At 45.1% G+C, this 23568-nt stretch carries 25 protein-coding genes; 9 read left to right on the top strand and 16 right to left on the bottom strand.

The features are described from left to right. Positions 1-11 precede the first annotated feature (11 nt). The 3 genes from UNITIG_RS10830 to UNITIG_RS10820 all read left to right on the top strand — a co-directional run bounded on the left by UNITIG_RS10830 (position 12) and on the right by UNITIG_RS10820 (position 2644). Positions 12-1439: a sodium/proline symporter gene (locus UNITIG_RS10830; RefSeq protein ID WP_200821271.1), complete on the top strand. Its 1428-nt coding sequence runs from the start codon at positions 12-14 to the stop codon at positions 1437-1439. Positions 1440-1496: 57 nt separating this feature from the next. Then, on the top strand, positions 1497-1928 hold the full coding sequence (locus UNITIG_RS10825; RefSeq protein WP_101758390.1) for a group II truncated hemoglobin: 432 nt from the start codon (positions 1497-1499) through the stop codon (positions 1926-1928). A gap of 77 nt (positions 1929-2005) precedes the next feature. After that, positions 2006-2644: a carbonic anhydrase gene (locus UNITIG_RS10820; protein WP_101758389.1), complete on the top strand. Its 639-nt coding sequence runs from the start codon at positions 2006-2008 to the stop codon at positions 2642-2644. A gap of 22 nt (positions 2645-2666) precedes the next feature. Here UNITIG_RS10820 and UNITIG_RS10815 read toward each other — a convergent pair whose 3' ends face one another. The 13 genes from UNITIG_RS10815 to UNITIG_RS10760 form a co-directional block, all read right to left on the bottom strand. Continuing rightward, complete coding sequence (locus UNITIG_RS10815; RefSeq protein WP_101758388.1) at positions 2667-3086, bottom strand: globin family protein; 420 nt, start codon at positions 3084-3086, stop codon at positions 2667-2669. Positions 3087-3129: 43 nt separating this feature from the next. Then, positions 3130-3483: a cytochrome c5 family protein gene (locus UNITIG_RS10810; RefSeq protein ID WP_101758387.1), complete on the bottom strand. Its 354-nt coding sequence runs from the start codon at positions 3481-3483 to the stop codon at positions 3130-3132. A gap of 36 nt (positions 3484-3519) precedes the next feature. After that, complete coding sequence (locus UNITIG_RS10805) at positions 3520-4086, bottom strand: DUF3365 domain-containing protein (protein ID WP_101758386.1); 567 nt, start codon at positions 4084-4086, stop codon at positions 3520-3522. Between the two features lie 41 nt (positions 4087-4127). Continuing rightward, positions 4128-4502: a hypothetical protein gene (locus UNITIG_RS22860; protein WP_145999156.1), complete on the bottom strand. Its 375-nt coding sequence runs from the start codon at positions 4500-4502 to the stop codon at positions 4128-4130. Next, the gene (locus UNITIG_RS10800) at positions 4469-5527 is read right to left on the bottom strand and encodes a cytochrome c3 family protein (protein ID WP_101758385.1); all 1059 of its coding nucleotides are present in this window, start codon (positions 5525-5527) and stop codon (positions 4469-4471) included. Before UNITIG_RS10800 ends, UNITIG_RS22860 begins: the two co-directional genes overlap by 34 nt. Positions 5528-5540: 13 nt before the next feature. Next, complete coding sequence (locus UNITIG_RS10795; protein ID WP_255399476.1) at positions 5541-6308, bottom strand: bacterioferritin-associated ferredoxin; 768 nt, start codon at positions 6306-6308, stop codon at positions 5541-5543. Then, positions 6278-6760 carry a hypothetical protein gene (locus tag UNITIG_RS10790; RefSeq protein ID WP_101758383.1) on the bottom strand — a complete coding sequence of 161 codons (483 nt, stop codon included), beginning with the start codon at positions 6758-6760 and terminating at the stop codon, positions 6278-6280. Before UNITIG_RS10790 ends, UNITIG_RS10795 begins: the two co-directional genes overlap by 31 nt. Then, entirely contained in the window at positions 6703-7536 is an 834-nt protein-coding gene (locus UNITIG_RS10785; protein WP_101758382.1) for an NAD(P)/FAD-dependent oxidoreductase, read from the bottom strand. The genes UNITIG_RS10790 and UNITIG_RS10785 overlap by 58 nt, the downstream gene beginning before the upstream one ends. Before the next feature lie 102 nt (positions 7537-7638). Continuing rightward, the gene (locus tag UNITIG_RS10780) at positions 7639-8808 is read right to left on the bottom strand and encodes an alginate export family protein (protein ID WP_101758381.1); all 1170 of its coding nucleotides are present in this window, start codon (positions 8806-8808) and stop codon (positions 7639-7641) included. Positions 8809-8867: 59 nt separating this feature from the next. Further along, on the bottom strand, positions 8868-9734 hold the full coding sequence (locus UNITIG_RS10775) for an ABC transporter ATP-binding protein (protein WP_101758380.1): 867 nt from the start codon (positions 9732-9734) through the stop codon (positions 8868-8870). 15 nt (positions 9735-9749) lie between these two features. Beyond that, positions 9750-10745 carry an ABC transporter permease gene (locus tag UNITIG_RS10770; protein ID WP_101758379.1) on the bottom strand — a complete coding sequence of 332 codons (996 nt, stop codon included), beginning with the start codon at positions 10743-10745 and terminating at the stop codon, positions 9750-9752. 30 nt (positions 10746-10775) lie between these two features. Next, on the bottom strand, positions 10776-12176 hold the full coding sequence (locus tag UNITIG_RS10765) for a CmpA/NrtA family ABC transporter substrate-binding protein (protein ID WP_101758378.1): 1401 nt from the start codon (positions 12174-12176) through the stop codon (positions 10776-10778). Between the two features lie 390 nt (positions 12177-12566). Next, complete coding sequence (locus tag UNITIG_RS10760) at positions 12567-13421, bottom strand: hypothetical protein (RefSeq protein WP_101758377.1); 855 nt, start codon at positions 13419-13421, stop codon at positions 12567-12569. 244 nt (positions 13422-13665) lie between these two features. Between UNITIG_RS10760 and UNITIG_RS10755 the strand changes: the two genes are divergently transcribed. The 4 genes from UNITIG_RS10755 to UNITIG_RS10740 all read left to right on the top strand — a co-directional run bounded on the left by UNITIG_RS10755 (position 13666) and on the right by UNITIG_RS10740 (position 17589). Further along, the gene (locus UNITIG_RS10755) at positions 13666-14463 is read left to right on the top strand and encodes a class I SAM-dependent methyltransferase (protein WP_101758376.1); all 798 of its coding nucleotides are present in this window, start codon (positions 13666-13668) and stop codon (positions 14461-14463) included. Continuing rightward, on the top strand, positions 14424-15881 hold the full coding sequence (locus UNITIG_RS10750; protein ID WP_101758375.1) for a BCD family MFS transporter: 1458 nt from the start codon (positions 14424-14426) through the stop codon (positions 15879-15881). Before UNITIG_RS10755 ends, UNITIG_RS10750 begins: the two co-directional genes overlap by 40 nt. A 63-nt stretch (positions 15882-15944) precedes the next feature. Next, a complete protein-coding gene (locus tag UNITIG_RS10745; protein ID WP_101758374.1) occupies positions 15945-17336 on the top strand; it encodes a BCD family MFS transporter in 1392 nt (463 codons plus the stop codon). Between the two features lie 4 nt (positions 17337-17340). Beyond that, positions 17341-17589, top strand: coding sequence for a Trm112 family protein (locus UNITIG_RS10740; RefSeq protein ID WP_145999155.1), 249 nt, complete (start codon positions 17341-17343; stop codon positions 17587-17589). 15 nt (positions 17590-17604) lie between these two features. Here UNITIG_RS10740 and lhgO read toward each other — a convergent pair whose 3' ends face one another. Both lhgO and UNITIG_RS10730 read right to left on the bottom strand, forming a co-directional pair. Beyond that, on the bottom strand, positions 17605-18837 hold the full coding sequence (gene lhgO / locus UNITIG_RS10735; protein ID WP_101758372.1) for an L-2-hydroxyglutarate oxidase: 1233 nt from the start codon (positions 18835-18837) through the stop codon (positions 17605-17607). A 96-nt stretch (positions 18838-18933) separates the two neighbouring features. Further along, positions 18934-21003 (bottom strand): DUF3604 domain-containing protein, encoded by a 2070-nt coding sequence (locus tag UNITIG_RS10730; RefSeq protein ID WP_101758371.1) that lies wholly within the window; start codon positions 21001-21003, stop codon positions 18934-18936. Between the two features lie 143 nt (positions 21004-21146). Between UNITIG_RS10730 and UNITIG_RS10725 the strand changes: the two genes are divergently transcribed. Beyond that, entirely contained in the window at positions 21147-22307 is a 1161-nt protein-coding gene (locus UNITIG_RS10725) for an iron-containing alcohol dehydrogenase (RefSeq protein WP_101758370.1), read from the top strand. Between the two features lie 45 nt (positions 22308-22352). Next, entirely contained in the window at positions 22353-22739 is a 387-nt protein-coding gene (locus UNITIG_RS10720; RefSeq protein WP_101758369.1) for an MAPEG family protein, read from the top strand. Positions 22740-23140: 401 nt separating this feature from the next. Here UNITIG_RS10720 and UNITIG_RS10715 read toward each other — a convergent pair whose 3' ends face one another. Continuing rightward, the gene (locus UNITIG_RS10715) at positions 23141-23350 is read right to left on the bottom strand and encodes a DUF1289 domain-containing protein (RefSeq protein WP_101758368.1); all 210 of its coding nucleotides are present in this window, start codon (positions 23348-23350) and stop codon (positions 23141-23143) included. Between the last annotated feature and the right edge of the window lie 218 nt (positions 23351-23568).

Genomic DNA, 23568 nt, shown 5'->3' with positions numbered 1-23568 from the left:
GGCTTATATTAATGTTGTTATCGTTTGTTTTTTTTCTAGGTGTCTTTACCCTTATTGGATTAGCTGCAGCTAAAGTTAGCCAAGGAACTAAAGCAGATTACTACTTGGCCAGCCGACAAATTAAACCCTGGTTGGTTGGTTTGTCAGCAGTTGCTACTAACAATAGCGGCTATATGTTTATTGGCGTTATTGGTTATACATACTCGGTCGGCTTTGTTGCCTTTTGGCTAATGGCAGGTTGGATTGTTGGCGATTTATTGGCTTCTCTTTATGTACACCAGCGTTTATGCAGCGCTACCAGTGTGAGTAAACAATACACTTACGCGGGTGTGTTGAGTGCTTGGTCTGGTCAGCAGTTTAAAAACCTACGCCGACTGATTGCCGTCATTGCTTTTATCTTTTTAGTCATTTATGCCGGTGCACAGTTGGTTGCCGGTAGTAAAGCCCTGTTTGCCCTCTTTGACTGGCCGTTATGGTCGGGTGCCGTGATGGGAGCGCTGTTGATAGTGGCGTATTGTCTTTCAGGAGGTATACGTGCTTCCATTTGGACTGATGCTGCACAGTCTGCGGTGATGTTGGTGGCGATGGCAGTGCTGCTATTTACGGCCACTAATGCGGTAGGTGGCGCGGATATGGCACTCCAGAAGATGCGGGCGTTACCCGGGTTTACTGAATGGGTGCCGCAAAATCATGGTGAATGGCCGCTGTTAGCGGTGATGGTATTTATTCTGGGTTGGATGTTTGCCGGTTTCTCGGTGATTGGGCAACCGCATATCATGATACGGTTTATGGCGCTTGATGATGTTAAAAAGATGCGGCAGGCGCGCTGGTGGTATTACATCTGGTTTATTGCATTCTATACCGCAGCCACATTAGTGGGATTATTATCACGCCTGCTGTTACCTGAGTCAGATACATTTGATGCCGAGTTGGCGTTACCGACGATTGCAGAAATGTTGCTAGATCCCTGGCTGGTTGGATTGATAGTGGCGGCTATTTTTGCCGCGACAATGTCGACAGCAGATTCATTGCTACTTACTTGCTCAAGTGCACTCACTTCTGATTTGCCTCGGCAGCCTGTTACTTCTACACGGACAATTCGTGTGGCAACCATGGCGGTCACGGCTTTGGCATTAGGTTTGGCGTTGTCCAATAACGAGAGTGTTTTCCAAATTGTAATATTTTCCTGGTCTGGTTTGGCTAGTGCATTTGCCCCGTTATTATTGGCCAGGTGTCTAGGTTGGAATTTGACCGAAAGAGTCGCTATTGTGGCGGTGATATTAGGGCTTGCTACAGCGATAATATGGCGGTTGTTAGGTTGGCACGTCCTTATTTATGAAGGCATGCCGGGTATTATGGTGGGATTGGGCTTGCTGTGGGTCTTTAGTTTGACTAAAAGTCAGTTAGCGCCAATACCTGAAGCAGTTTCCAAGCCTTGATTCGAAACGATGGTAAGTCAGAATAGCGCCATTGAAGTAGTGTAGAGTTGAGGGTATATGATCGAAAAAAATAAGGCAGCGGCAAGTGCTACTGCTCGCCCCTATGGCGATGGTGACACTTCATTCCAAACTGCTGGTGGCGAAGAGGGTGTTCGGCAGCTAGTAGATGCATTTTACGATGCCATGAACAGTCTTGAGCGGGCGCGAACCATTCGAGCAATGCACCCTGACGATTTAACCATATCCCGCGATAAGCTGGCCCGTTTTCTTTGTGGCTGGCTTGGTGGACCTAAGTTGTTCAGCGAAAAATATGGGCCAATTCAAATTCCAAAAGCGCATAACCATTTAGTGATCGGAGTGGAAGAGCGTGATGCCTGGTTACAGTGCATGGCGCACGCATTAAAAGCGCAGCCCTATCCGCAATCTTTTAAAGACTATTTATTGCATGAGTTGTTCCGTCCAGCTGATCGCAGTCGCACGAAAAAATAAATAAAAAAATAAAGATTTTTAATCAATTAACAGATAATATTTTCTTCATTAATGGGTGCCCAGTGGCAGGAATATCTATGAAGGAAATCAAAGCGTTAATAGACGGTTTTCGTAATTTCAAAGAAGAATATATTGAGGATGAGCTCGGGCGCTACCGGCAATTAGCTGAATACGGCCCGCATTCAAAAATATTAATGATCGCCTGCTGTGATTCAAGGGCGGATCCGGCGATTATTACTAACTCACAAGCCGGTGATTTGATGGTGATTCGCAATATCGCCAATCTGGTGCCACCTTATGACCCCAACAGTAACTTTCAAGAAACGCAAGCAGCGTTAGAGTTTGCAGTGAGCTATCTGGCGGTTGAGCATGTTGTTGTGATGGGACATTCACGTTGTGGTGGCATTCGCAGCTTACTAACAAGATTAATAGATGACGCAGATGCTATGTTGCCGTTAGAGAAATGGACGGCCGTAGCCGAGCCGGCAGCTAAGCATGTGCTAAAAAATTTGGCAGGCGCTAATCTTGATGATCAAACCTGCGCATGTAGTAGAGAGGCGTTAACTGCATCGTTAGCTAACTTGCGTAGTTACCCCTGGCTATTGGAAAGAGAGCAAAAGCAAAAATTACAAGTTCATGGGTGGTACTTCAATTTGGCCGACGGAGACCTTCAAGCCTACGATGAGGTAAACAAGAAATTTACCTCTCTATTTTAAAGCTAGTCGGTAAAATAATGCTTTAAGTTACAGGTTCCGCTTCTGCTGCGGCAATCATAGTTGCGGCAAGTATTCCGTACGCTTCGGTCCAGGCGGTTTCAACTTCTTCAGTAAATTCGTCACCCAGTCCCATAGAAAGTGTTTTCAATAGCGCAGCGCCTACCGTGTCATAGTGATCAGCTACAACACCGTAACCTGCGTGACGAATGCCAAGCTTTTGTACAATGGGCACCAGTTGATCTAAGTTGTCTAGCATACGAACAGCGGCTGTAATCATTTGCATCAGTTTTTTCCCCTGCTCGACCATATTACCTTTAAATAATGGCTTAAGTTCAGGGTCGGCTTCAAATAGGTTGTTATAAAACAAAACGGCTGCATCATCGGCGATGGGTTCGACTTTAGACCAGCTGTCCATACAGAGTTGTATTTGCTCGGGTGTCATCGTAAGTTCCTAAAAAAGTTAATAAATATAACGGTTAATAAAATTATTCGTTGTCAGTAGCAATTTTGGACAGCATAAAAGTAATTGCCAGTTCCAATTGTTGATCCGTGAGCGCGTTATTCCCCCCTTTAGCTGGCATTAACTCATAACCTTCACTCGCGTGCTGTACCAGAGTAGTGATGCCTTGTTGGGCGCGGGCCCCCCACATTTTCTTATTACCAGGGATTGGTGCGCCGTTGATTGCCTGGGCGTGACATACTTTGCAATTAGCCTTATACAGAACTTCACCTTCGACTAATCTGGAATCTACAGCTGCTTGTGCTGACTTTCTTTCAGCACAAGCGGCTACTGTGATTAACAAAACAATAAAGTAAATAAAAAATATAAAGCGTTGCATAGCTATCACATCCAGTGGGCCGCTATTCTCTAATATTTAAAGTGGCACACGTATCACTACGCCACCCATAACCTCACCAAGTTTAAAATCAGTTTTAGGCGAATCCTTATGATCATTGTGACAACTAGTACAGGCATCAGAAACTGCGACATCAGGATAGACGGCGGTGAAATAAGTAACCTCACCAAGCTGTTCTTCCCCATAATAGTTTTCGCCAGGGTTAGCTGCAATATATTCAAGGCCGGCTTTTTCTACAGTAGTCTTAGGTGCATTTTGCTTATTGATTGGCCATATTGATTGCAAAGAATAAGTAAAATCATTAGTCATTTCAGCAACGGCTTCAGCACCAGCTCGAAACATTTGGGCCGGCAGCAGGGTACCGTTAGGAATATCCTGCCAGTGTTCGTCAGGCTTTATTACGTCGGCACCAGCCGGCCCAAGTCGTTTGACAACCAGCTTGGTATAGTTGGTGCGGTCCGCCTTCATGACTGCAAACAATGAGTCGGTATAAATTTTTGGCTCAATGCCAGGCTTAACGGGTTCGGCACAACCTAATAAAAATGCTGAAATAACCAGCATGGAAGAGATAATGATTTTATGCATTCTCGTACTCCTTATTTATAAAATTTTTTACTATTTATGAATTATTTTTTCTCTCTTTCCAGAGCCCAATCCATTGATGGAATGTGAACTCCGGGTTTGCCATTGAAATTGTTCTTAATTAATTTTTGGTCAGCAAGTGAATCGATTGAAAACTCCAAGCTGTGGCAGTGCATACACGTTGACCGAATCATTTTTTCATTGGGTCGCAAATTAAAATTTTGGTTGTGCTCGACACGAAAAATATTGTCCTTATCGAAAATCGCACCAGAATTGATCCCTGCAACGCTATCTGAGTTAATAGTATTATTTATTACAATATCTGTGCCAGAATCTTCTTTTTTAATGCGAGGAAGGTGGCAGCTTGCACACGAAACGGCTTCTTCTACCGGTATTTCCCCGTTAGCGCTTGTGACCATAGGTTTCCGTGAGGTGAGGAGAAATAATTTTTACTGTGTTCATCATCGTGGCATCGCACACAGGCATCAACCGCAGCAGATTGTGTATTATATGAGTGCGATAGGTGACAAGAATTGCACCCATGCTGCTCATTTATTGCTGAGGATTTGAACGTTAATGGTGAATCTATGGGTGAGATTGGTGCGAGTTTTGGTTTATTAGTTCCAGATAAACGCATGCCGTGCTTACCTGACAAGAACCCTTTTGTTTCTTGCTGATGACAAACTTTGCATTGCGACAACTGTGGCTGCTCAACCCATACTTCTGAATTGTTTTCTGTGTGACATGCCGTGCAGCTTACTTGGGCATTTGCATGTGCACTATGTTGCCATTGTTTAGTTATCTCCGGGTGTTGTTGCATTTTGTGTGCGTCGTGTTCAGGGTTTGAGGATTTATTGGTTGGGGAAAAGTAGTGGGCTGAACTTGCCGCTGCTATTTTTGCAATTTCTTGCAGCCAGGGTTGATTGGCATTGTTAACTAAAAAACTTTCGTAAAGTGCTCGGTTATCATGAAAATTATGGCAGCCTGCGCTGGCGCAGCTATCAAAGGGCAGGTCTTGGTGGCTTTTACGGTCGTTACCAATTTCCGCATGGCAATGAAAACAATAATCATCCGGTAGGGTAACGCCCATGGCATGAGTTTGTTCTGGTTTATGCTCAGTGTGGCAACTTACACAATAGCGAGCATCAATAATTTCCAGCCGGTAAGCTTCTCGTGGGTCTGTGAATTTTTTTCGAGGATGTGAGTCATGGGCCTGTTTTAATTCGTCACCGTGACAGTTGACGCAGGCTTGTTGAATGATCTCTGGACCGCCAAAGGCGTCGGTATGACAGCTATTGCAGGCTAACTCTATTTGGTAATGACCATAGCTTGTTTCACCAATTAAAAAAGTCGATTTGTCGGTACTTATAAATAGGGTATAGGAGAAGTAACTCGCCAGCATTACGCTCAATAAGGCCCATAAAAACCAGCTAAATTTATTCATCAATAATGCATCACTAAAAATAATAAACTGACAGAATATGTACAGCCAGTAATAATGGCAGTGGCCAGCTGACCAGTAGATGAAACCAGCTCAGCGTTTTGCGTAATTGCAGGCCATTGGCTGGGCTCAAACGATGGCTGCAGGCGACGGCAATGCCAGCCAATGTGCCCAGGCCAACCACTAATAAAAAATTAACCATGAGGTAGCGGTTTAAATGCACGCCTAAATGAAAACCCGTATGTAAAATCAGTATTGATGCACACAATAAACCAAGCACGATATGGAGTGTGCGCCAATAGGCGAAATCGCCTAGCTGCATATTGTGAATTCGTTTTCGTAGCGACATTAATAAGCCCGCTGCAGATAGGCCTAGTAAGGTAAATCCGGTAACTTGTTTCCAGAATTTATCGTTCCAGATGCCGCCAAGGCTTGCTTCCAGCTGCACACTATTGGGAATGGTTAGCGCAGGCATCCAGATAAGTAGAATTGTGAGTAGCAGCGCCATAACACTGCTTACTAAAACAGGTGCCCAGAATTTATCTTTATCCAGTGGCGCTTCATCGCCGAGCAGTTGTTGTAATAAAGGTTTACATGATCCGCATACACTTCCTGCACGGGTTTTATCAACAATAGTGGCTACAGAATCACAACCACTATCAATGGCTTTGGTTATATGCATTTGAGAAATTTTGTTGCATTGACATACAATAGCTGTAGCTGGCCAGCTTTTAGCGTTACTGGATGCCTTACTTAACCAAAGATGCCCATTGAGTAAAAACAACCAGCGTTGCCAGAAATAAAGTTTTCGCTGCTGCTGGTATAGTTCCTGTATCCGGGGAAGTTCTGGCCATTCCCAACTCCCAGCACACCAATCAAAATATTATTGTGAACGACTATTTTGCGGTATATGCCTTCAGCTTTATACATTACTTCCTGTTGACGTCCGTGGCGGGGGAAGTCACAAACTTCGCCGACGCTGAAAACGTGCTCATTGACAACTTTTAATCGAGAGCTGACAACAGAACCCGCATATCGAGAATTTCCACCGCAAAGCACATCGGCTGCTACTGCGGCCTGATCAAGTCCGGGGCCGGCAAAACCAAACGTTTTTTGGTTAAATTCACTACATTCGCCAATGGCATAAATATCTTCAGCAGAAGTTTGTAAGCACTCATCTACAATAATACCTTGTGCTGTTTTAACACCGGCATTAACAGCAGTTGCGTATTGCAACTCACGCCGGTGCAAAATAAAACAGTATCACAATCCAGTCGGTCGCCATTGCGGGTGGTAACGCCTTCGACACGGTTAAAACCGTGCACAACCCTGACGCCAGATTCAACAATAATTGCAATACCACTTTGTTGTAATTTTAGTGCCAGCTGCCCGGCAGCTTCATCATCAAGTTGCCTATTCATTAATCGGCTACCTTGATGGATCAAGGTGATACGGGTATTTAATCGTCGCAGTGCTCTGGCAGCTTCAATGCCTAATAAGCCGCCACCAACAATGACAATGTGCTTGGCGCTGGAAAGCCTGGCATACAGTGCATCGGTATCTTTAAGGTTGCGAAAGGTGTAGACCCCTTGTTGTTGAATGCCTGGAATATTGGGGATGAATGGCCGTGAGCCAGTCGCAAGTATTAATTTGTCATAGTAATAAACTGTGCCCAAGGCATCGGTAATAGAGTGAGCGACTTTGTCGATACTTTTAATGGTGCAGTTAATGTAGTCAAAATTAGGGTGTTGATTTTTTTCTGGCAAGTGAAAGCTAATATTCTCACGATCAATATCACCTGCCAGTACAGAGGAAAGTTGTACGCGGTTATAAGGTGCGAAAGGTTCGTTGCCAAACAGTTTGATGCAGGCATTGGGATGGTGATTCAACAATTCTTGAACAAAGCGGATGCCGACCGGACCGCTACCAATGACACAGACGGTATTGGATTGATCGCTAGCGATAAGAGATTGTAGATTAGATTCAGCGGGCGGGATAGCCACTGCAGTCATCGCTCTCTCCAGAAATTACTGAAAGGAAAAAGAACAGCTTCGGGATTGTAAGAAATGGTCAGGGAATCGTCGTAAAATTCCCCCGACCAATTAATTGGATTATTAGAATTTAGCGCCAACCCAAATCCAGAGTTTGTCGGTGTCACTGCTAAAAGTATCTGCATCATAGCTGGAATACTTAAGGCCAGTGCTAACACCGTTGCTGAATCCTTTACTGACGACAAAGCCCATTTCATCCCCATAGTCTGCCGAGCCTTCTTCAGCTTCGTACTCATGCATTACTGCAGCGACTGCTATGCCCGAAATTTTCGTGCCTACACTGATATAGGTGTCGACTAAACCATTGGGCATGGCCGTAGGGTTAAAGCTACCGCCGAGAAAAATATCGTTCCAGCCATTAAATTTATGCAGTGTAGCCAAGGGAGTGGTAAAACTTGCCTGGCCGTCATCTGACCCGAGCACTTCGTAACCTAATTTAGCGGTAATACCCGAAAATTTAATACCACCTTCAGCAAAAAAATATTCGGCATCATAGTCAACGCCGCTATCTTCGATTGACTGAGTGGCAGCTTCAATATGGTATAAAAAACTAATATCACCAGCTGTCGCACCAGATAGGCTAGCGCCAAAAGTATCTGACTTTTCATCGCGGGTATCATCATCCAGTAAATAACCGTAGCCAACAATTTTACCAATAGGTGTTTGGTAAGCTGCATTGAGTAGCAAGTCACTGGATTTAGCATCCATGTCTTCAGCAAAGATACGGTTGCGTTTAAAGATATAAGAAATGTCCAGTTTTAGTTTTTCAGAAACATCAATTTGGCTCCTTACTGCATCAAACGTTTGCCTGTCCTGACGCCAGCCAACATCACCTACAAAGCGATGGCCATCAAGAGTAATGACCTGGCGACCGGCTTTAGCCATATATCCATCCCCTTTATATTGGATAAAGGCCTGGTCTATTTCTGTGACTTCAGGGTCAGGGATTAAATTGCCTTCATCATCAATACCAGCAACGTCGCGGACATCCTCAACTTCTACAAGAGTTGAAAACCCTTTGTAGTCTGCTGATTTAAAGCCAATGCGCGAGCGCAGGGTAAGGCCGTCACTGTCGATAACGTCATTGTCGACATCTTCATAGCGTAATCTAAAGTCGCCAAAAACAGTGGCAGCCTTTAGTGCCTCTGATATAGAGTCCGCAGCAAAACTAGTAGAAGAAAATACGATACTGCTAATAGCTAAAGCCAAAAGACCAGGCTGAAATTTAATCATTGGTTGCTCCTAGGGGTGTAGTTATTTTGTTGGTATTAAAGTGTGTTGCATAAAGGTTCTTATGCCGCTTTATTTTTTCGTGTGTTTATAGATTTATTGCCATCACTATTTGAGGGCATAAAATTTTCGACCTTGCGCTGCTTTTCATATAAAAATTTGAGGACTTCGGCACGAAGATGGGTATAGTTTGGATCATCTGCTAAAGCCAGTCGGTCTCTTGGACGATCGAGATCGATATCCAGAATTTCACCAATTGTGGCTGCTGGTCCATTGGTCATCATCACAATGCGGTCGGATAACAAAACTGCTTCATCAACATCGTGGGTGATCATAATTACGGTATTGTTGAGCCGTGCTTGAATCTCCATTAAAGAATCTTGCATGTGGGCGCGTGTTAGTGCATCAAGGGCGCCAAATGGTTCGTCCATTAGCAACACGTCGGGCTGCATTGCCAGCGCGCGAGCAATACCGACACGTTGTTTCATGCCACCTGATATTTCATCAGGTCGTTTGTGCATGGCATGGTCCATATGAACCAGGCGTAAGTTGTGCTCAATCCACTCGCGCATTTCGGCTTTGCTTTTTTTCTCAGGTGAAGAACTGCGACCGAAAACCTGTTTAACTGCTAGCTCCACATTCTGGTAGGCGCTTAACCATGGCAGTAATGAATGGTTTTGAAAAACTACAGCGCGCTCAGGTCCAGGCTCTGATACCTCTTTTCCATTGAGAATGACCCCGCCTTGGGTCGCCTGATATAAGCCGGCAACAATATTTAAAACAGTAGACTTGCCACACCCAGAGTGACCGATCAGAGAAACAAACTCACCTTTAGATATTTTTAAATTGACATTTTCAAGTGCGGTAAAAGCACCTTTGTTGGTAGGAAATTGCATTCCTACATCACTTATTTCAAGAATGGGGTTCATTGTTTTATCCTTTGATTAACGGGAGACTGAATTTTTATCCCATGAAGCGAGCTTCTGAAGTTCAAGCATGCAGCGATCCAATAGAAACCCGATAAAGCCAATAACAATAACTGCAGCCATAATTCGTGCTAATGAATTGGAGCTACCATTTTGAAACTCATCCCACACAAACTTTCCCAGGCCCGGATTTTGAGCGAGCATCTCCGCTGCAATGAGTACCATCCAGGCGATGCTGAGGGACAAGCGCATACCTGTAAATATCATTGGTATAGAGGCTGGTAATACAATCTTCTGAACATGCTTGAGTGGGTGTAGACGTAGCACGCGACTAACATTAATTAAGTCGGTGTCGATTGCCGCAACACCAACAGCAGTATTGATAACCATGGGCCATAGACTACAAAGTGTTACTGTGATCATCGAGTTTAAAAATGATTTTGCTACTAAAGGATCTGGAGAAACATAGACGGCGCTAACCACCATTGTGACTAGTGGTAACCACGCCAGTGGCGACACCGGTTTAAATATTTGCACAATCGGATTGATAGCAGTGTTTAAGGTTTTGCTTAAACCTAAAACGATGCCGAGGGGTATGGCGATAGCCGCCGCAACTAAAAATCCACTCATCACAGTAATTAGACTAGTGATAATTTGGTCGAAGAAAGTTTCCTTTCCTGTGTAGTTTCTTATTTTTGCCTGGAAATTTGGGTCTGCTTTAATACGTTTGGCATTACGTTCGTGTTGACGCTCATAGAATGCATCAGCTTTTTTTCGTTCGGCAGTATGTTCAGCGTACAGGTTTTCAAATTGTGAAAATACTGCAGCGGGGCCAGGAAATTTACCGAGCGACGTGTCTATCTTTTGTGCCGTGGCCGACCACAGCATTAAAAAAATAATAATACCAATTAAAGGAAGAATCAGTATGTTAAGGCAGTTTTTTGTTATCGATTTCAGCTCGACCAAAAAATTGTCTTCAGCTAAGGACTCGGCAGTATTGGTTATAGTATTCATAGTTTCAGTTACTTGTTAGTGATGATGTGCTTAAAGCACATCACCTTTTTTAAGGCCAATCGAAAACTTGTTGATATAGTCATTTGGTTTTTTGCCGTTGTATGTAACGCCATCAATAAAGTCAGACTGTTCAGGTTTGAATCCATCTTCGGTAGCGAAGTCAGGAAATTCTGTCGCGGGGATAAGGCCGTCTGCGATCAAGGATTGTGCGGCAGTGGTATAGATATCCGCGCGATAAACTTTTTTAGCCATTCCTATATACCAGCTATCAGTTTTATCTTCGGCTATTTGTCCCCAACGGCGCATTTGGGTTAGGTACCAAATAGCATCCGAGTAGTATGGATAGGTGGCGTTGTACCGAAAGAACACATTAAAGTCAGGGACTTCACGTTTGTCGCCTTTTTCATACTCAAACGTACCAGTCATGCTGTTTGCAATGACATCGTAATCGGCGCCAACATAATTGGATTGAGAAAGAATTTTTACTGCGGCAGGGCGATTAGCATTGTCGTTTTCATCCAACCATTTGGCCGCTCGAATCAATGCGCGGGTTAAACGAAGTGTAGTATTTGGATATTTTTCAGAAAACTCCTGTGTGATTCCAAAAACTTTTTCTGGATTATCTTTCCATATTTCATAATCGGTAATAACCGGTACACCAATTCCTTTAAAAACGGCTTGTTGGTTCCAGGGTTCACCGACACAGTAGCCATAAATGGTACCGGCCTCTAAAGTGGCGGGCATTTGTGGTGGTGGGGTTACCGATAAAAACGCCTCTGCATTAATTTTTCCGGAAGTATCACCTTTATGAGGTGCATAGTAACCCGGGTGAATACCACCAGCGGCTAACCAATAACGAAGTTCATAATTGTGTGTTGAGACAGGAAATACCATGCCCATATTGAATGGTTTCCCTTCGGCTTTATATTTTTCTACTACCGGTTTTAAGGCGTCAGCTTTAATCGGGTGAACAGGTCTGCCATCTGCCATTTTCGGTATATTAGCTTTCATCTGTTTCCAGACTTCATTGGAAACGGTGATGCCATTACCATTTAGATCCATAGAAAAAGGCGTAATGATATGAGCCTTAGTACCAAACCCCATAGTTGCCGCAAGTGGTTGCCCAGCTAGCATATGAGCGCCATCAAGTCGGCCGTCAATAACGCCGTCCAACAAAACTTTCCAGTTTGCTTGGGCTTCAATAGTGACGTAAAGCCCTTCGTCTTCGAAGTAACCTTTTTCATAGGCAATAGCGATAGGAGCCATATCGGTTAGCTTGATAAAACCGAAAGTTAATTCTTCTTTTTCTGGCCAGCCAATTTTTTCTGCGTAGCTTGCGGAGCTAAATGAAGCTGCCAGGGTAAAAAAACTTATGGCTAGTTTTGCCAGCTGTAATAAATTCTTTGAAAAATTTTTCCTAACAAATTTCATATGTGCTCCTGATGTTACTGATTTCTCTCTTAGGTTTTTCTGGGTATTTGCAACAGCTATGCCAACGTCGTTTTTTACACCGAAATAGGCTTGAAACCATAGTTGTGATTCGAAAGAGTGCGAAATTCAGGATAATTGCATGGAGCTGGTGCGATAATTTTTTGATAGAAAATTTATACCGTTCAAAAGTAGTGCCAGTTTGCGCTAAATTGCACTGTATTAACTCATGCTGGTGTGCGAGCCAGCCAAGCAGATGCTCGATCATAGTGAGCTTGCACAATAAAATAGTACTAATTTTGCGGGCGATACTACTGCTTGATGATTTTCAGGCACGGGAAGGTTGCAGAGCGGGTCTGCAGGAGGTGATGTTCTGTTAGAGGGTATAAAGCGCTAGAGCTGAATTAAGGAGTCAAAATGATTGTGTTCAACTAATTGGAGCCCTTGTCCCAGTGCTTGCCAGCGTTGCTCAATTATTTCTGTGGCAAGGCTAAATAATTCGGACCCATTGATATTAATTTGATCGCTTTCCAGGATTTGTATTTGAATACTGAGTAATAGACGGTTCAGGCTTTTGCTTTGTTGTTTGATAACTTCGATGCCATCAATTTTAAAGCCTTCTGTTTTCAATTGTAGGTACTGCTTTAATAGTTGCTGATTTTGCTCGGGAATAACTTTTAGCAAAAAGGAAATACGGGCATGAGATTCCTCTCCGCACGCTTTGATAATGGCGGCATTAGTACTAAGTCCCCGCAGCCTTGCCAGTGACTCAATATTATCGAAGGCCTGGCCTAACTGTAGCTGTAGCAATTGCTTATGACGATGGTTAATGCGGCTGTCGGTCAATAATGACTGCATGCATTGTCGCATCAACTTTTTAATTTCATCCAGTAAGTGGCTGTGAAACTCAAAATTATGCATCACTCCGTCGTGCTCCCAGCCTAGTCGAATAGTTTCCCAATTATTGGCGAGGTTAATTAATGCTTCATGTAGCTGAGTGAAATCCTGGGTTAATTGCAGGGTACTGAATAAGGTTTGGATATGAGATTGGCATTGGTTTAGTTGATTCAGAAAGGTTTGGTCGCCACTGAGGTAGGCCATACTACCGCCGCGGTGATGCTGGACGGCGCGAGTGAGCCTACACAATAGTTGGATGGTAGTGAGAAATAACCTTTGTTGATGAAAAGCTGTCGCTGTTGCATCGTTTTGGTGATCGTCCACCCCAAAAGTGTGCGCAATTGTATTCATTTAGCTTCTAGACCCAAAATATCATGCATTTGAGGCCTTCAATGCAGAAAATGGGCCAATACTCCAGGGGTTAATTGGGCGCAGGGCAGGGTTGTTATTGGATCATTCAGTAGCAGTTATTTGAAGGGTTAATAATTGTAAGCTTATGTAAATATACCTATATCGATATATTTCGATATTAGTTTTTGATGTAGAGTCGGTCTTCTGGATCAAGAGAACGTTAGCTGCAAATTAAAGGTGATTTATGAGTAAGGCTTACAATGAAATGTCCTATGTCGAAGTAGCGGCGATTTATAACGACATCAATAAGATTCCGCAGGCAGCGGCTGAGGATCTGGGGCGATCAGTTGCGGCGATTATTGGTGAAGGGAAACAGATACTGGATTTGGGCGCTGGAGCGGGGCGTATTTCAGTACCGATTGCAGCTAATACTGACATGATTGCGATTGATATTGAGCATCATATGCAAAAAGCCAGCAGAAAGCTGGCCGCTGAGCGCAAGATCCCGATTACCAATTCAGTTGGTACCATTCTAAAGTTGCCCTTTGCAGATAACACTTTTGATGCGGTGATAACGTGCAACGTGCTACACCAAATTGATTGCTGGCGTTGTGCATTACGTGAAGCGCAGCGGGTGTTAAAACCCGGTGGCCAATTTATTATCGGGCGTGATGTGCTGGATGCAGAATCTATCGCCAGTAAGTTGCGAATGGCGTCCAGAATTATGACCGCCGGAATTAATCCCGACATGATGCCTACTGATGCTGCAGGCCCTGCTTTGCATGAATTTATTAAAAAGTTGGGTGGCACAATCGGTGAGGAAACAACAGCCTGCGAATGGACTGAAGTGGCTTCCGGGCGTGACATTTTAGAAAAAATGCAAAACCGAATTCACAATGAAACCTGGAGCCTGGATACCGAGACCCTGACGGAATTAATGGCAGAAATTACCCCTTGGGCAGAGGAGGAGTTTGACAACCTGGATCAGCCAGAAACCATTCAATGGCAGTTTGGCTTGATGACTGTCACTGGAATGGCGTAAATGTCAGGCGCTCTGACCAGACCAACCCGGGAGAAAAAGTAATGCCAGCACCATCAAAAATTAAAGGCATCGTGCAGGCATTTCAACTGACTTTACCGCGAGCGGCGGCGGGTTGGTTATTTGCATTGTTAACCAGTAATTTCAATCGAATCGCGATTTACGAATTAGGCATTGCTGCGGTCATCGTCACCAGCATGTTGGGGCTCTATCACTTCTTATCACCTTTTCAGGTAATTTACGGCCGTATCGCCGACCGAGCCCCCATTTTTGGTTTGCACCGTACACCTTATATTGTATTAGGCATGGTGTTGTCAGCAGTAGCGGTAGCGCTGTTACCTTATATTGTCATTCCGATGGCTGAACACCCTGATGCTATTGGTTTTATTGCTTTCCCTTACGCGGCATACGTCGCCGGCTTTTTAGTGTTGATCGTATTCGGTATCGGCTTTGCCATGGCTGGCGCGAACCATTTAGCCCTGGTGGCGGAGGTTATCCCTGAGCGTAGCCGGGGCATAGTGACGGCATTGATCTGGACGATGTTGATTATAGGTATGATTGCTTCGCTGCAATTCATTCGTGGCTATATGCCTGATTATGATATCGATACGATGAAGTCCCTGTACTTTTTATCAGTCCCGGTGGTTGCCATTGTTACGTTGCTTGGGGTGATTGGTGTTGAGCCCAGGCGGGTGAAAGGTGATGCTGTTATTCAGAATAAAGAACAGGATAGTCATGGCAGTTTGAAAGACTTTGTTGTTGCCGTCTATCACGATGCGGCCGTTCGAAATTTTTTCTTGTTTATTTTCTTATTTCAGATTGGCTATAGTTTACAAGACAATATTCTCGAAGTCTTTGGGGCTGAAGTATTGAATATGACCGTTGGTGAAACGGGGCGCTTCCAGCAAATTTGGGGTGGCGGCGCTATTGTCGGCATGTTTGTCATGGGGCTGCTGGTGTTCAAGGGTAGCCTGTCAAAACGTAATGCGATCACTTTGGGTATTAGTGGCATCAGCTTAAGCCTGTTGATGTTGTCCTATGGTGCGCTAAATAGTGGTAGCGATATCGTCAATTTATCGCTGGTCATTATGGGCTTCTTTAACGGTTTTGCCTTGGTTGGCACCTTAACGGCGATGATGGAATTTACCACTGAGTCTGAGCGTGGCGCTTATATCGGCTTGTGGGGGTTAGCTATTGCCTTTGCTAACGGCATAGCGTCAATGATGGGTGGTCAATTAGTGACGCTATGGATTGAAAGCGGGCTGATGGCTGCGACATCCGGCTTCGCGCTGATTTTTGTTATTGAAGCATTGATCACGTTGAGTAGTTTATGGTTTTTATGGCGGGTAGCACACTATTCATTGGATAAAAATATAAATCGCGATGGCATGAGCAAGGCGATGGAAGCAGATTTAGGTTAGTGGCTCCTGGGTTAAAGGTTGAGCTGCTAGATAATCCACTGACGTTTTTAGTTGAGGTTAAGCATGGTTGTTAGTGAAAACAGAGCAAAGATTCAATTTACTTTGCAGAAGGTGGGTATTGCCTGGAGCTTCTGTTTAGTGGTGTCCAGTTTTAACCGTATCGCTGTGGCTGATTTAGGGCTGCCAGCGTTTTTAGTCGCTTTTATTATTGGTATTTATACCTTGTTTGGTCCGATTCAGCCCATTATTGGTCGTATGTGTGAGCGCTGGCCGATATTAGGTTATCGGCGAACCCCTTACATGCTGCTGGGCACATTGCTTGGTGGTATGGCCTTTCCGTTTATGCCTCCAGTATTACTGGCAATGCAAGCTGGAGACCCGTTAGCGTATTTTGGCTGTTTATTATTATTTTGTGCTTTTGGTATTTGTATTGCTATGCAAGCCAATGTTTTTCTCGACTTATTAAATGACGTGACTACAGATGAAACTCGATCAAGAGTGGTCACCATGACGTGGACTGTACAGGCCTTGGCTATGGCTGGGTGGGCATGGGTTTTTGCCTTGTTAATGCCTGTGTATTCACCGGAAGGTATGCAGTTTATGTATAACCTGTCGCCCGTGATTATGTTAGGTATTACAGTGCTGGGTTTGTGGGGATTGGAAACACGTTTGACTGGAGAGCAGTTGCTAGAGCTGAAAAGGAATCCGCCGAAACCGGTAAAATTATTAGAGCCGATGAAAGAGTCCATACAAGTGATTAAATACAATCGGCATGCAGCGTTATTTTTTGTATTTATTATTTTTTCGCTACTATCTGTTTTTTTGCAGGACATGTTACAAGAAGTGTGGGCGAAGGACTTGTTTGCCATGGAGGCCGGTGACGCCACTATTTTTCAGCGTTTGTATAACGGCTTGCAAACCGTAGGGATGGCGGCCTGTGGAATCTTTGTTGGTGTCACCGCAAGTAAACGCAAGAAAAGGAAAGAGGCGGCAGGAGAAAGCACAGCTAATGATAAAACCTTGCCAATGGATTTTGGGAAAAAATTACTGCGTATTGGCGCCGGTTTGTCATTGTTAGGCTTCATTTTGCTGGCAGCAGCATCTTATCTGCAGAATCTGACACTTTTCTATATCTGTTATTGTTTCAGTGCTTTTTCTCTGGGTTTATATGTGTTTCCGTCCATTAGTTTTATGGCAGATATGACAGTCGCAGGACAGGAGAGTAAATATTTCGGTTTGTGGAGTTTAGCCCAGGTTATTGGTTTATTTTTGTCATTTACCGTGAGTGGTACGTTGTATTCCTTATTTATAGAAACCGGTTGGCTGGATAAAAATATTGCCTTCGCTTTAATATTTATCTTGCAGGCGGTGATGGTATTGCTGTGTTATTTGACTGTGCGCAATGTCACCATTGAGGGTTTGCAATCAGGTGCGCGAACTGAAATCAATGCTTAAAGTTATGAGAAGTGAGAAAATTATGAATGTTGAAAAAATACTTGATGTTTTTCGTTGTCCCCAATGCGCTGCCAAAGGCAAGGGAGTGTTGACCAGTGTGAAAAAAGATTGGCTGGCATGCGACTGTGGACGCCAGTATCCTATTGTTGAAGATATCCCGGTGATGCTGCCAGAAGAGGGGGAGAAATGGTTTAAGCTCCCCGTAGATGAGTTGCCGACGGTAACTGATCATAATCGATTTATTAATGATTGATGGCAATAAATTCTACTAGTCAGGTTTATTAATATCTTCCCCGGTTTTTGTTAGCATTTTATTGACAATATATTCACTGATGGGAATGGCTGATGTCGCCGCTGGCGAGGGTGCGTTACATACATGCAAGCTGCGTGGTGATTCGGTAAACAAAAAGTCGTGAATTAGGCTTCCGTCTTGCTTAACTGCTTGCGCTCTTATTCCCGCAGGGTAAGGTTGCAGGTCATCAAGGCTCAGCTGCGAGCAGTATTTTTGTACGCGTTTTAAGTAACCGCGTTTATATAAACTATCTTTAAATTCGCTTAGACCAGAAGATAGTTGCTGCGCGCTTAAACGCCAGAAGCCAGCAAAGGATAAAAATTCGGCGCTATCTGTTATCGAAAAATTCCACTGTTGATACCCCTCTCTTTTCCACCCTAGCACTGCGTTGGGACCTACAGTGATATTGCCATCAATCATAGGTGTGAGATGTACTCCCAAAAACGGCAGGGCTGGGTCGGGAATTGGATATATTAAATGCTTTACGATATTGCGATGTTGCGGCTTTAATTGATAGTACTCGCCGCGAAATGGAATGATGGAAAAATCGATATCAATATTAAATAAGCGTGCAGTTCTATCTGCCTGTAAGCCGCTACAGGCAATGACATATCGGCTGTTGATTACGCCTTGATTCGTGCGTAGTTGAATATTGTCAGGACATTCTTTGGCTGCTTGTAATTGCGTATTAAATTGCACGTGGCCACCGGCTTGTCGAAATCGCTGAGCCATCACATGAGTGAGCTGCTTGTAGTCCACAATACCGGTGTCGTTCACCCGTAATGCTGCCAAGCCATTGATATTGGGTTCAAGTTTTTGCAGTGCCGTTTGGTCCAGGTATTCAACTTCGAGTTGGTTTTGTTGGCATCGGCGCTGTAAATCAAGCAGGCGTTGGTATTCCAACGCGCTGGTGGCTACCAATAATTTACCGGGTTGTTGGTAAGCAATATTATGTTGCTGGCAAAAAGCGATGGTAGCTTTTGCGCCGCGCTGACAGAAATCAGCCTTTAGGCTACCGGGCTGATAATAAACACCAGCGTGGATGACGCCGCTGTTATGACCGGTTTGATGTTGAGCTAGTGCGTGTTCTTTTTCAATTAATAGAACTGAACGTGTTGGTAGCTGCTGTTGTAACTGCCAGGCCGTAGCGACGCCGACAATGCCGCCTCCGATTACGGTGTAGTCATAATCATGAGATCGATTATCCAAAATCTAAAAGCGCTCGAGTTAAACATGTTGAACGCTCTATACTATATCGATTAGCGTTGCAGTCAATTAGAACTGCTGCGCGGCGTTGATTTTATATTAACGAATAAGTCGATGTGAGCCAGGGTTATACCAAATGGGAGAAGTCCAGGCCCGTTCTTGAATGGTTGGCGAATAATAAGGCTCATCTTTTTCGGCCAGACAGCATTTTCCAAATACATCGCCGATGGCGCTGCCTTCGCGATATTTTTTATTCATTTTTTCAGCTTGTGTTTGGCAGTCGTTGGCGAATGGATTCACTCCAGCAGCCTGACATTGCATGGTGCTCCAGCGGCAGCTAGGGTTCTCTAGAATACGGGCATAGTAAAAGGCGCGCTGTTCGCTGTTAAACTCGGGGTCTTTCCATACCGCGCATAATTGTTTTGCGCCGTCGCCGATTACTGCGCAACTATTGGGGTCTACACTGGCACCATTATTCGCGTTGCCGGCAATATCAAAAACCTTTTCGTGGGTTCGGCCATCACTATCCAGCCAGCCTTTAATAATTTGTATTCGCTGTAAATCAGTGCCGGGATTCTGGCCAATACCACTGTCTTTTAGTGCATTGACGACAAATATTGGCGCTGTGCCGGCGGGAGCGTTGCCGAGGTCGCCCCCCATAGGAACGCCGTTAGCATAGCCTTGGCTTACCAGATCCGCTGCGTCACATATTGCGGGGTCAAAATCCCAGCCACCGAACACCCTGACGATGGGGCGGGTACCGCTGGTGGCGTAGGTTTCTTTGTTGCGCATACTTTCGAAAATAGCATCGCGGGAATTTTCTTCTGCCCATACCACGGCTAGACCACCGGGGTTATCCCAAAAATGATCCTGCACATTACGGTAGCCGGAATCACGTCGGCCTAAATGTCCTACATAATTATCTTCTTCAGCCCCGCCCGGGGTTGCGCTATGGGTATCGGTGGAACCAATGAAGCCTAATTTGAAAGGATTAATACCGCTTATTTGCTCAAGGGCCAGGCCATCTTTTAAGACGTTGCGAATCATATTGCGGCGGCCAAAGTCGTCGAGAGCAACGGGCATGCCTTGGTCTGATTGCATTTTGCCGTTAAGGTAGCCAAGAGAGGCGAGGGTATCGTTCTTGTTTTGTTCAAAGGTACACAGTTCGTCCTCGGTATCGACACCGCGCCCGAGTAGTCGATCAAAGCGGCACTCGGAAGCCGATTTATGCTGGGTCATTTCAAACAGCGGCTCAAAGAAGTCGCGATCTATTGCCTCAGCTTTGGTGCTTGGGTCCGGAAACATCAAGCCGCCGCTCAGGTTGGCATTGTGAGGAATGGCTAGCACATCGCAGCCCTGATCGCCGTCAATACATTCGCTGCGCAAGCGCCGCCAGAGTTCGGGCACATTGTTGGTGCCAGTATCGTAGGTATTAATGGGGCTGGCGGTGACCCGTTCATTGCGAAAGATAACGTTGCGATGCAGGTTTTTATAATTGGGGGCGTCGGTGTATTCGTAGCCGATAAAAGTGGTAAAGCTGCAGTTTTCGCTGCGGTCATAATGGTCTTCTGCCGCCTGTTGGATATTGTCCCAAAACACGTTGAGCCGTTGCTCGCAATCTTCGCCTGGAAAGTCGCAAACCATTGAACGCTCCTTCGCCTTGGAGCTATCAGCGACGCCTAGATTGACCCACCAACTGGCACCAATGAGTTGGACGATAAAAGTATCGCTGCGTGATAACAGGCATAGTGGAGCCCAATAACCCAGTGACCAGGGGTCGGTGGTGCATATATTCATTTCGCCTAGAAACTCGGCGTGATCAGTAAGCGCGGTAAAATCCAGCGGGCGTCCAATTTGTGCGGTGACGGTTTGTTTTCCATCGGCATCAGACAGCGTAATGGGCTGGCCCTTGGCGTAGCGGTAAGCTGCCCAGGGATCATTGCGTTGGCTGGAGACATAAGAGTCAAAAGAGTAGCTGGTATGCACATGTAAATCGCCAAACAGCGGACGCTTTAGCGGTGCATAATTCTGGCACTTGCTGCGCTGTTCGGTCACTGTCGGTGCTGCGGAGGCCAGCGATGCAGCGAGAAATAGTGAGGTAATCAGCTGGTAAGTGTGAGCTAAGTAACTGCTTTCGGTCGGCTTTTGTTTTTTACCTGTTAACCACATAATGCATACCTATTCTGATCGCTAGTTGCCCGGTTAATATCAGGACACTTTAATAGATTAGCCTAGCTGCTGCCCCGCTGGTCCCTTATCCTATAAGATCAGAGAAAATAATGGTGGTTTAGCGGTTATAAAGGAGCGTTTTAGTGACGGTTTCATCTATTTACTTGCCCAGGGTTTCACGTATTGGTGCTGGTGCCAGTGGGGAGCTGGCGACGGTGTTAACGGAGTTGGGCTTAAGCAATCCACTATTGATTAGCGACCCTTATATGCTTCAGTGTGGCTATGTGCAAAAGCTTAATGATCAGCTTAAGCGAGCCGGATTTGCTTATGGTGTTTTTACTGGATGCGTGCCTGATCCCACCACCGACTCCGTGTCAGCAGCGCTCAATTATTGGGAGCAGGGACAATTTGATTGTGTCGTAGCGCTAGGGGGCGGTAGCTCTATCGATACGGCCAAAGCCGTCGCGGTGTTGGCGGTGCATGAAGGTGAAATGCGAGATTATAAAGCGCCCAATCCAGTGCCTGTTGGGCTTCCCATTATTGCTATTCCTACGACTGCCGGTACTGGCTCCGAGGCGACACGGGTGACCGTAGTGACCGATACTCAAACTCAGGAAAAGATGATGTGTTTAGGTGTCGGTTTAATGCCGACTGCGGCCTTGGTCGATTTTGAATTGACCATGACGATGCCGCCGCGGTTAACAGCGGATACCGGTATTGATAGTTTGTGTCATGCGATGGAGGCTTATGTTAGCCGTAAAGCTAACGTTTTTACCGATACCATCGCATTGGCTGCAATGGCGGCTATTACTCGTCACATCCGTACGGCTTATCAGCAGCCTGATAATCGCGAGGCGCGCGAGGCGATGATGTTGGCGGCTATGCAGGGGGGTATCGCATTTTCCAATGCTTCGGTGACGCTAATTCATGGTATGAGCCGCCCGTTGGGTGCTTTTTTCCATGTGCCCCATGGTTTGAGTAACGCGATGTTAATGCCGGCTGTAACCGCTTTTTCTTTACCGGGGGCGGATGCTCGCTATGCTGATTGTGCGCGTGCCATGGGATTTGCTAGCGTGACCGATAATGATCAGCAGGCGGGGCGTCAGTTATTGGATGGTCTTTACCAATTAAATACCGATCTCGCGGTGCCATCACCAAAGCAATTTGGTATTGATGAGCAAGAATATCAGCGCGTCATCGTGACTATGGCTGAGCAGGCTTTGGCATCTGGCTCACCTAATAATAACCCGCTAATTCCACAGCAAGGGCAGATCGAACAAATTTATCAACAAGTGTGGGCTTAGCGAGTCGTTCGAAGCCTTGAAACAAAAAAGAACAGGAGAGTGATTGTGACAGTACCTTTTTGGTGTTTATTCATTTCCGCAATGATGCCGATAGTGTGGGCTTGGGTGGGGGGATATTTTCGACACCAACAATTTGGAAGGGTGGATAATAAGCAGCCCCGTGCGCAATATGCGCAGCTGCAAGGAGCAGGGGCCAGGGCACTGGCGGCACAACAAAATGCCTGGGAGGCATTAGCGGTGTTTACTGCTGCAGTATGTGTTGCGCATTTGGCGGGAGCCGATCCTGAGCAGGCGGCAATCGCGGCACAGGTGTTTGTAGTGGCAAGAGTATTACATGGGGTATTTTATATAGCTGATAAAGACGCTTTACGATCAATCGTCTTCATCATCGGACTGGGTTGTAGCTTATGGTTGTTTGTTATGGCTGCCTAACCATTCTGATTGGCTGTCTGTGCCAGCGTTATAGGGTTTTTGTCTATGGCAAGAACTAATTCATCTAGTCTCTTGCTGAGCTGAACTGGAAGAATGCGAATAGTGTCTTATACTGTTTAGTGATAGTGGCAGATCTATATACAGCTGTAATCTATAAGTCTGATTAAACCGCAATAACAATAAAAACGTATTCAGTGTTGTAGTCGATACGAGTGAAACGGGGAGAGTTGTTATGGTTAAAGAGTCTATAGTACCGCAATTACTAACACTGACCTTTGGATTGGTGTTATTGGCTTATTTATCGCAAATCTGATGGCTCAAGCTTAGGCTGTTTTTAGTCTGGGTGTGGCTACAACTATAAACACTTTCTTGTTGGCGTATGCTCGCGCGTTAATCACTGTTTATTTGAACTTTGGTCGCTGATTTAGCCTATGTTTTGCATCCCGGCTAATTTGTTTTTGTCTAGGGTAGTCAGCCTGATGCCACTCCAGAATTTCGGGCAGGCTGCGGCCGCAGCCCATACAGATGTTGCCGTCGTCCAGACAGCAATTGCGAACACAGGGGTTTTTATCCGCTTCGTTATTGGTAATCAATTCTGCACTAAAGCCCATAGTTACTCCTCCTTGCTTGCCTTTTCTCATGCCAGGAAATCAGTGTATACCTATTTGTTCAGCGATTCCTAGCCAAAAGGAGTGGCTGTTGTACTATTACCGGTCAATTGCGTGCTTGTTAGTAAAGCCATTAACTAATACCAATAATAGCCGGCAGTTTTACTCATGTTTGGCGACAGCGTTGCAATCCATTACTATAGCGGCCCTTATTTCCAGCA

It is taken from the genome of Oceanicoccus sp. KOV_DT_Chl, from assembly GCF_900120175.1.
Lineage (GTDB): Bacteria > Pseudomonadota > Gammaproteobacteria > Pseudomonadales > Dasaniaceae > Oceanicoccus.
Note: the sequence above shows the minus strand (reverse complement) of the source record. Positions and strands in the feature narration are given on the sequence as shown.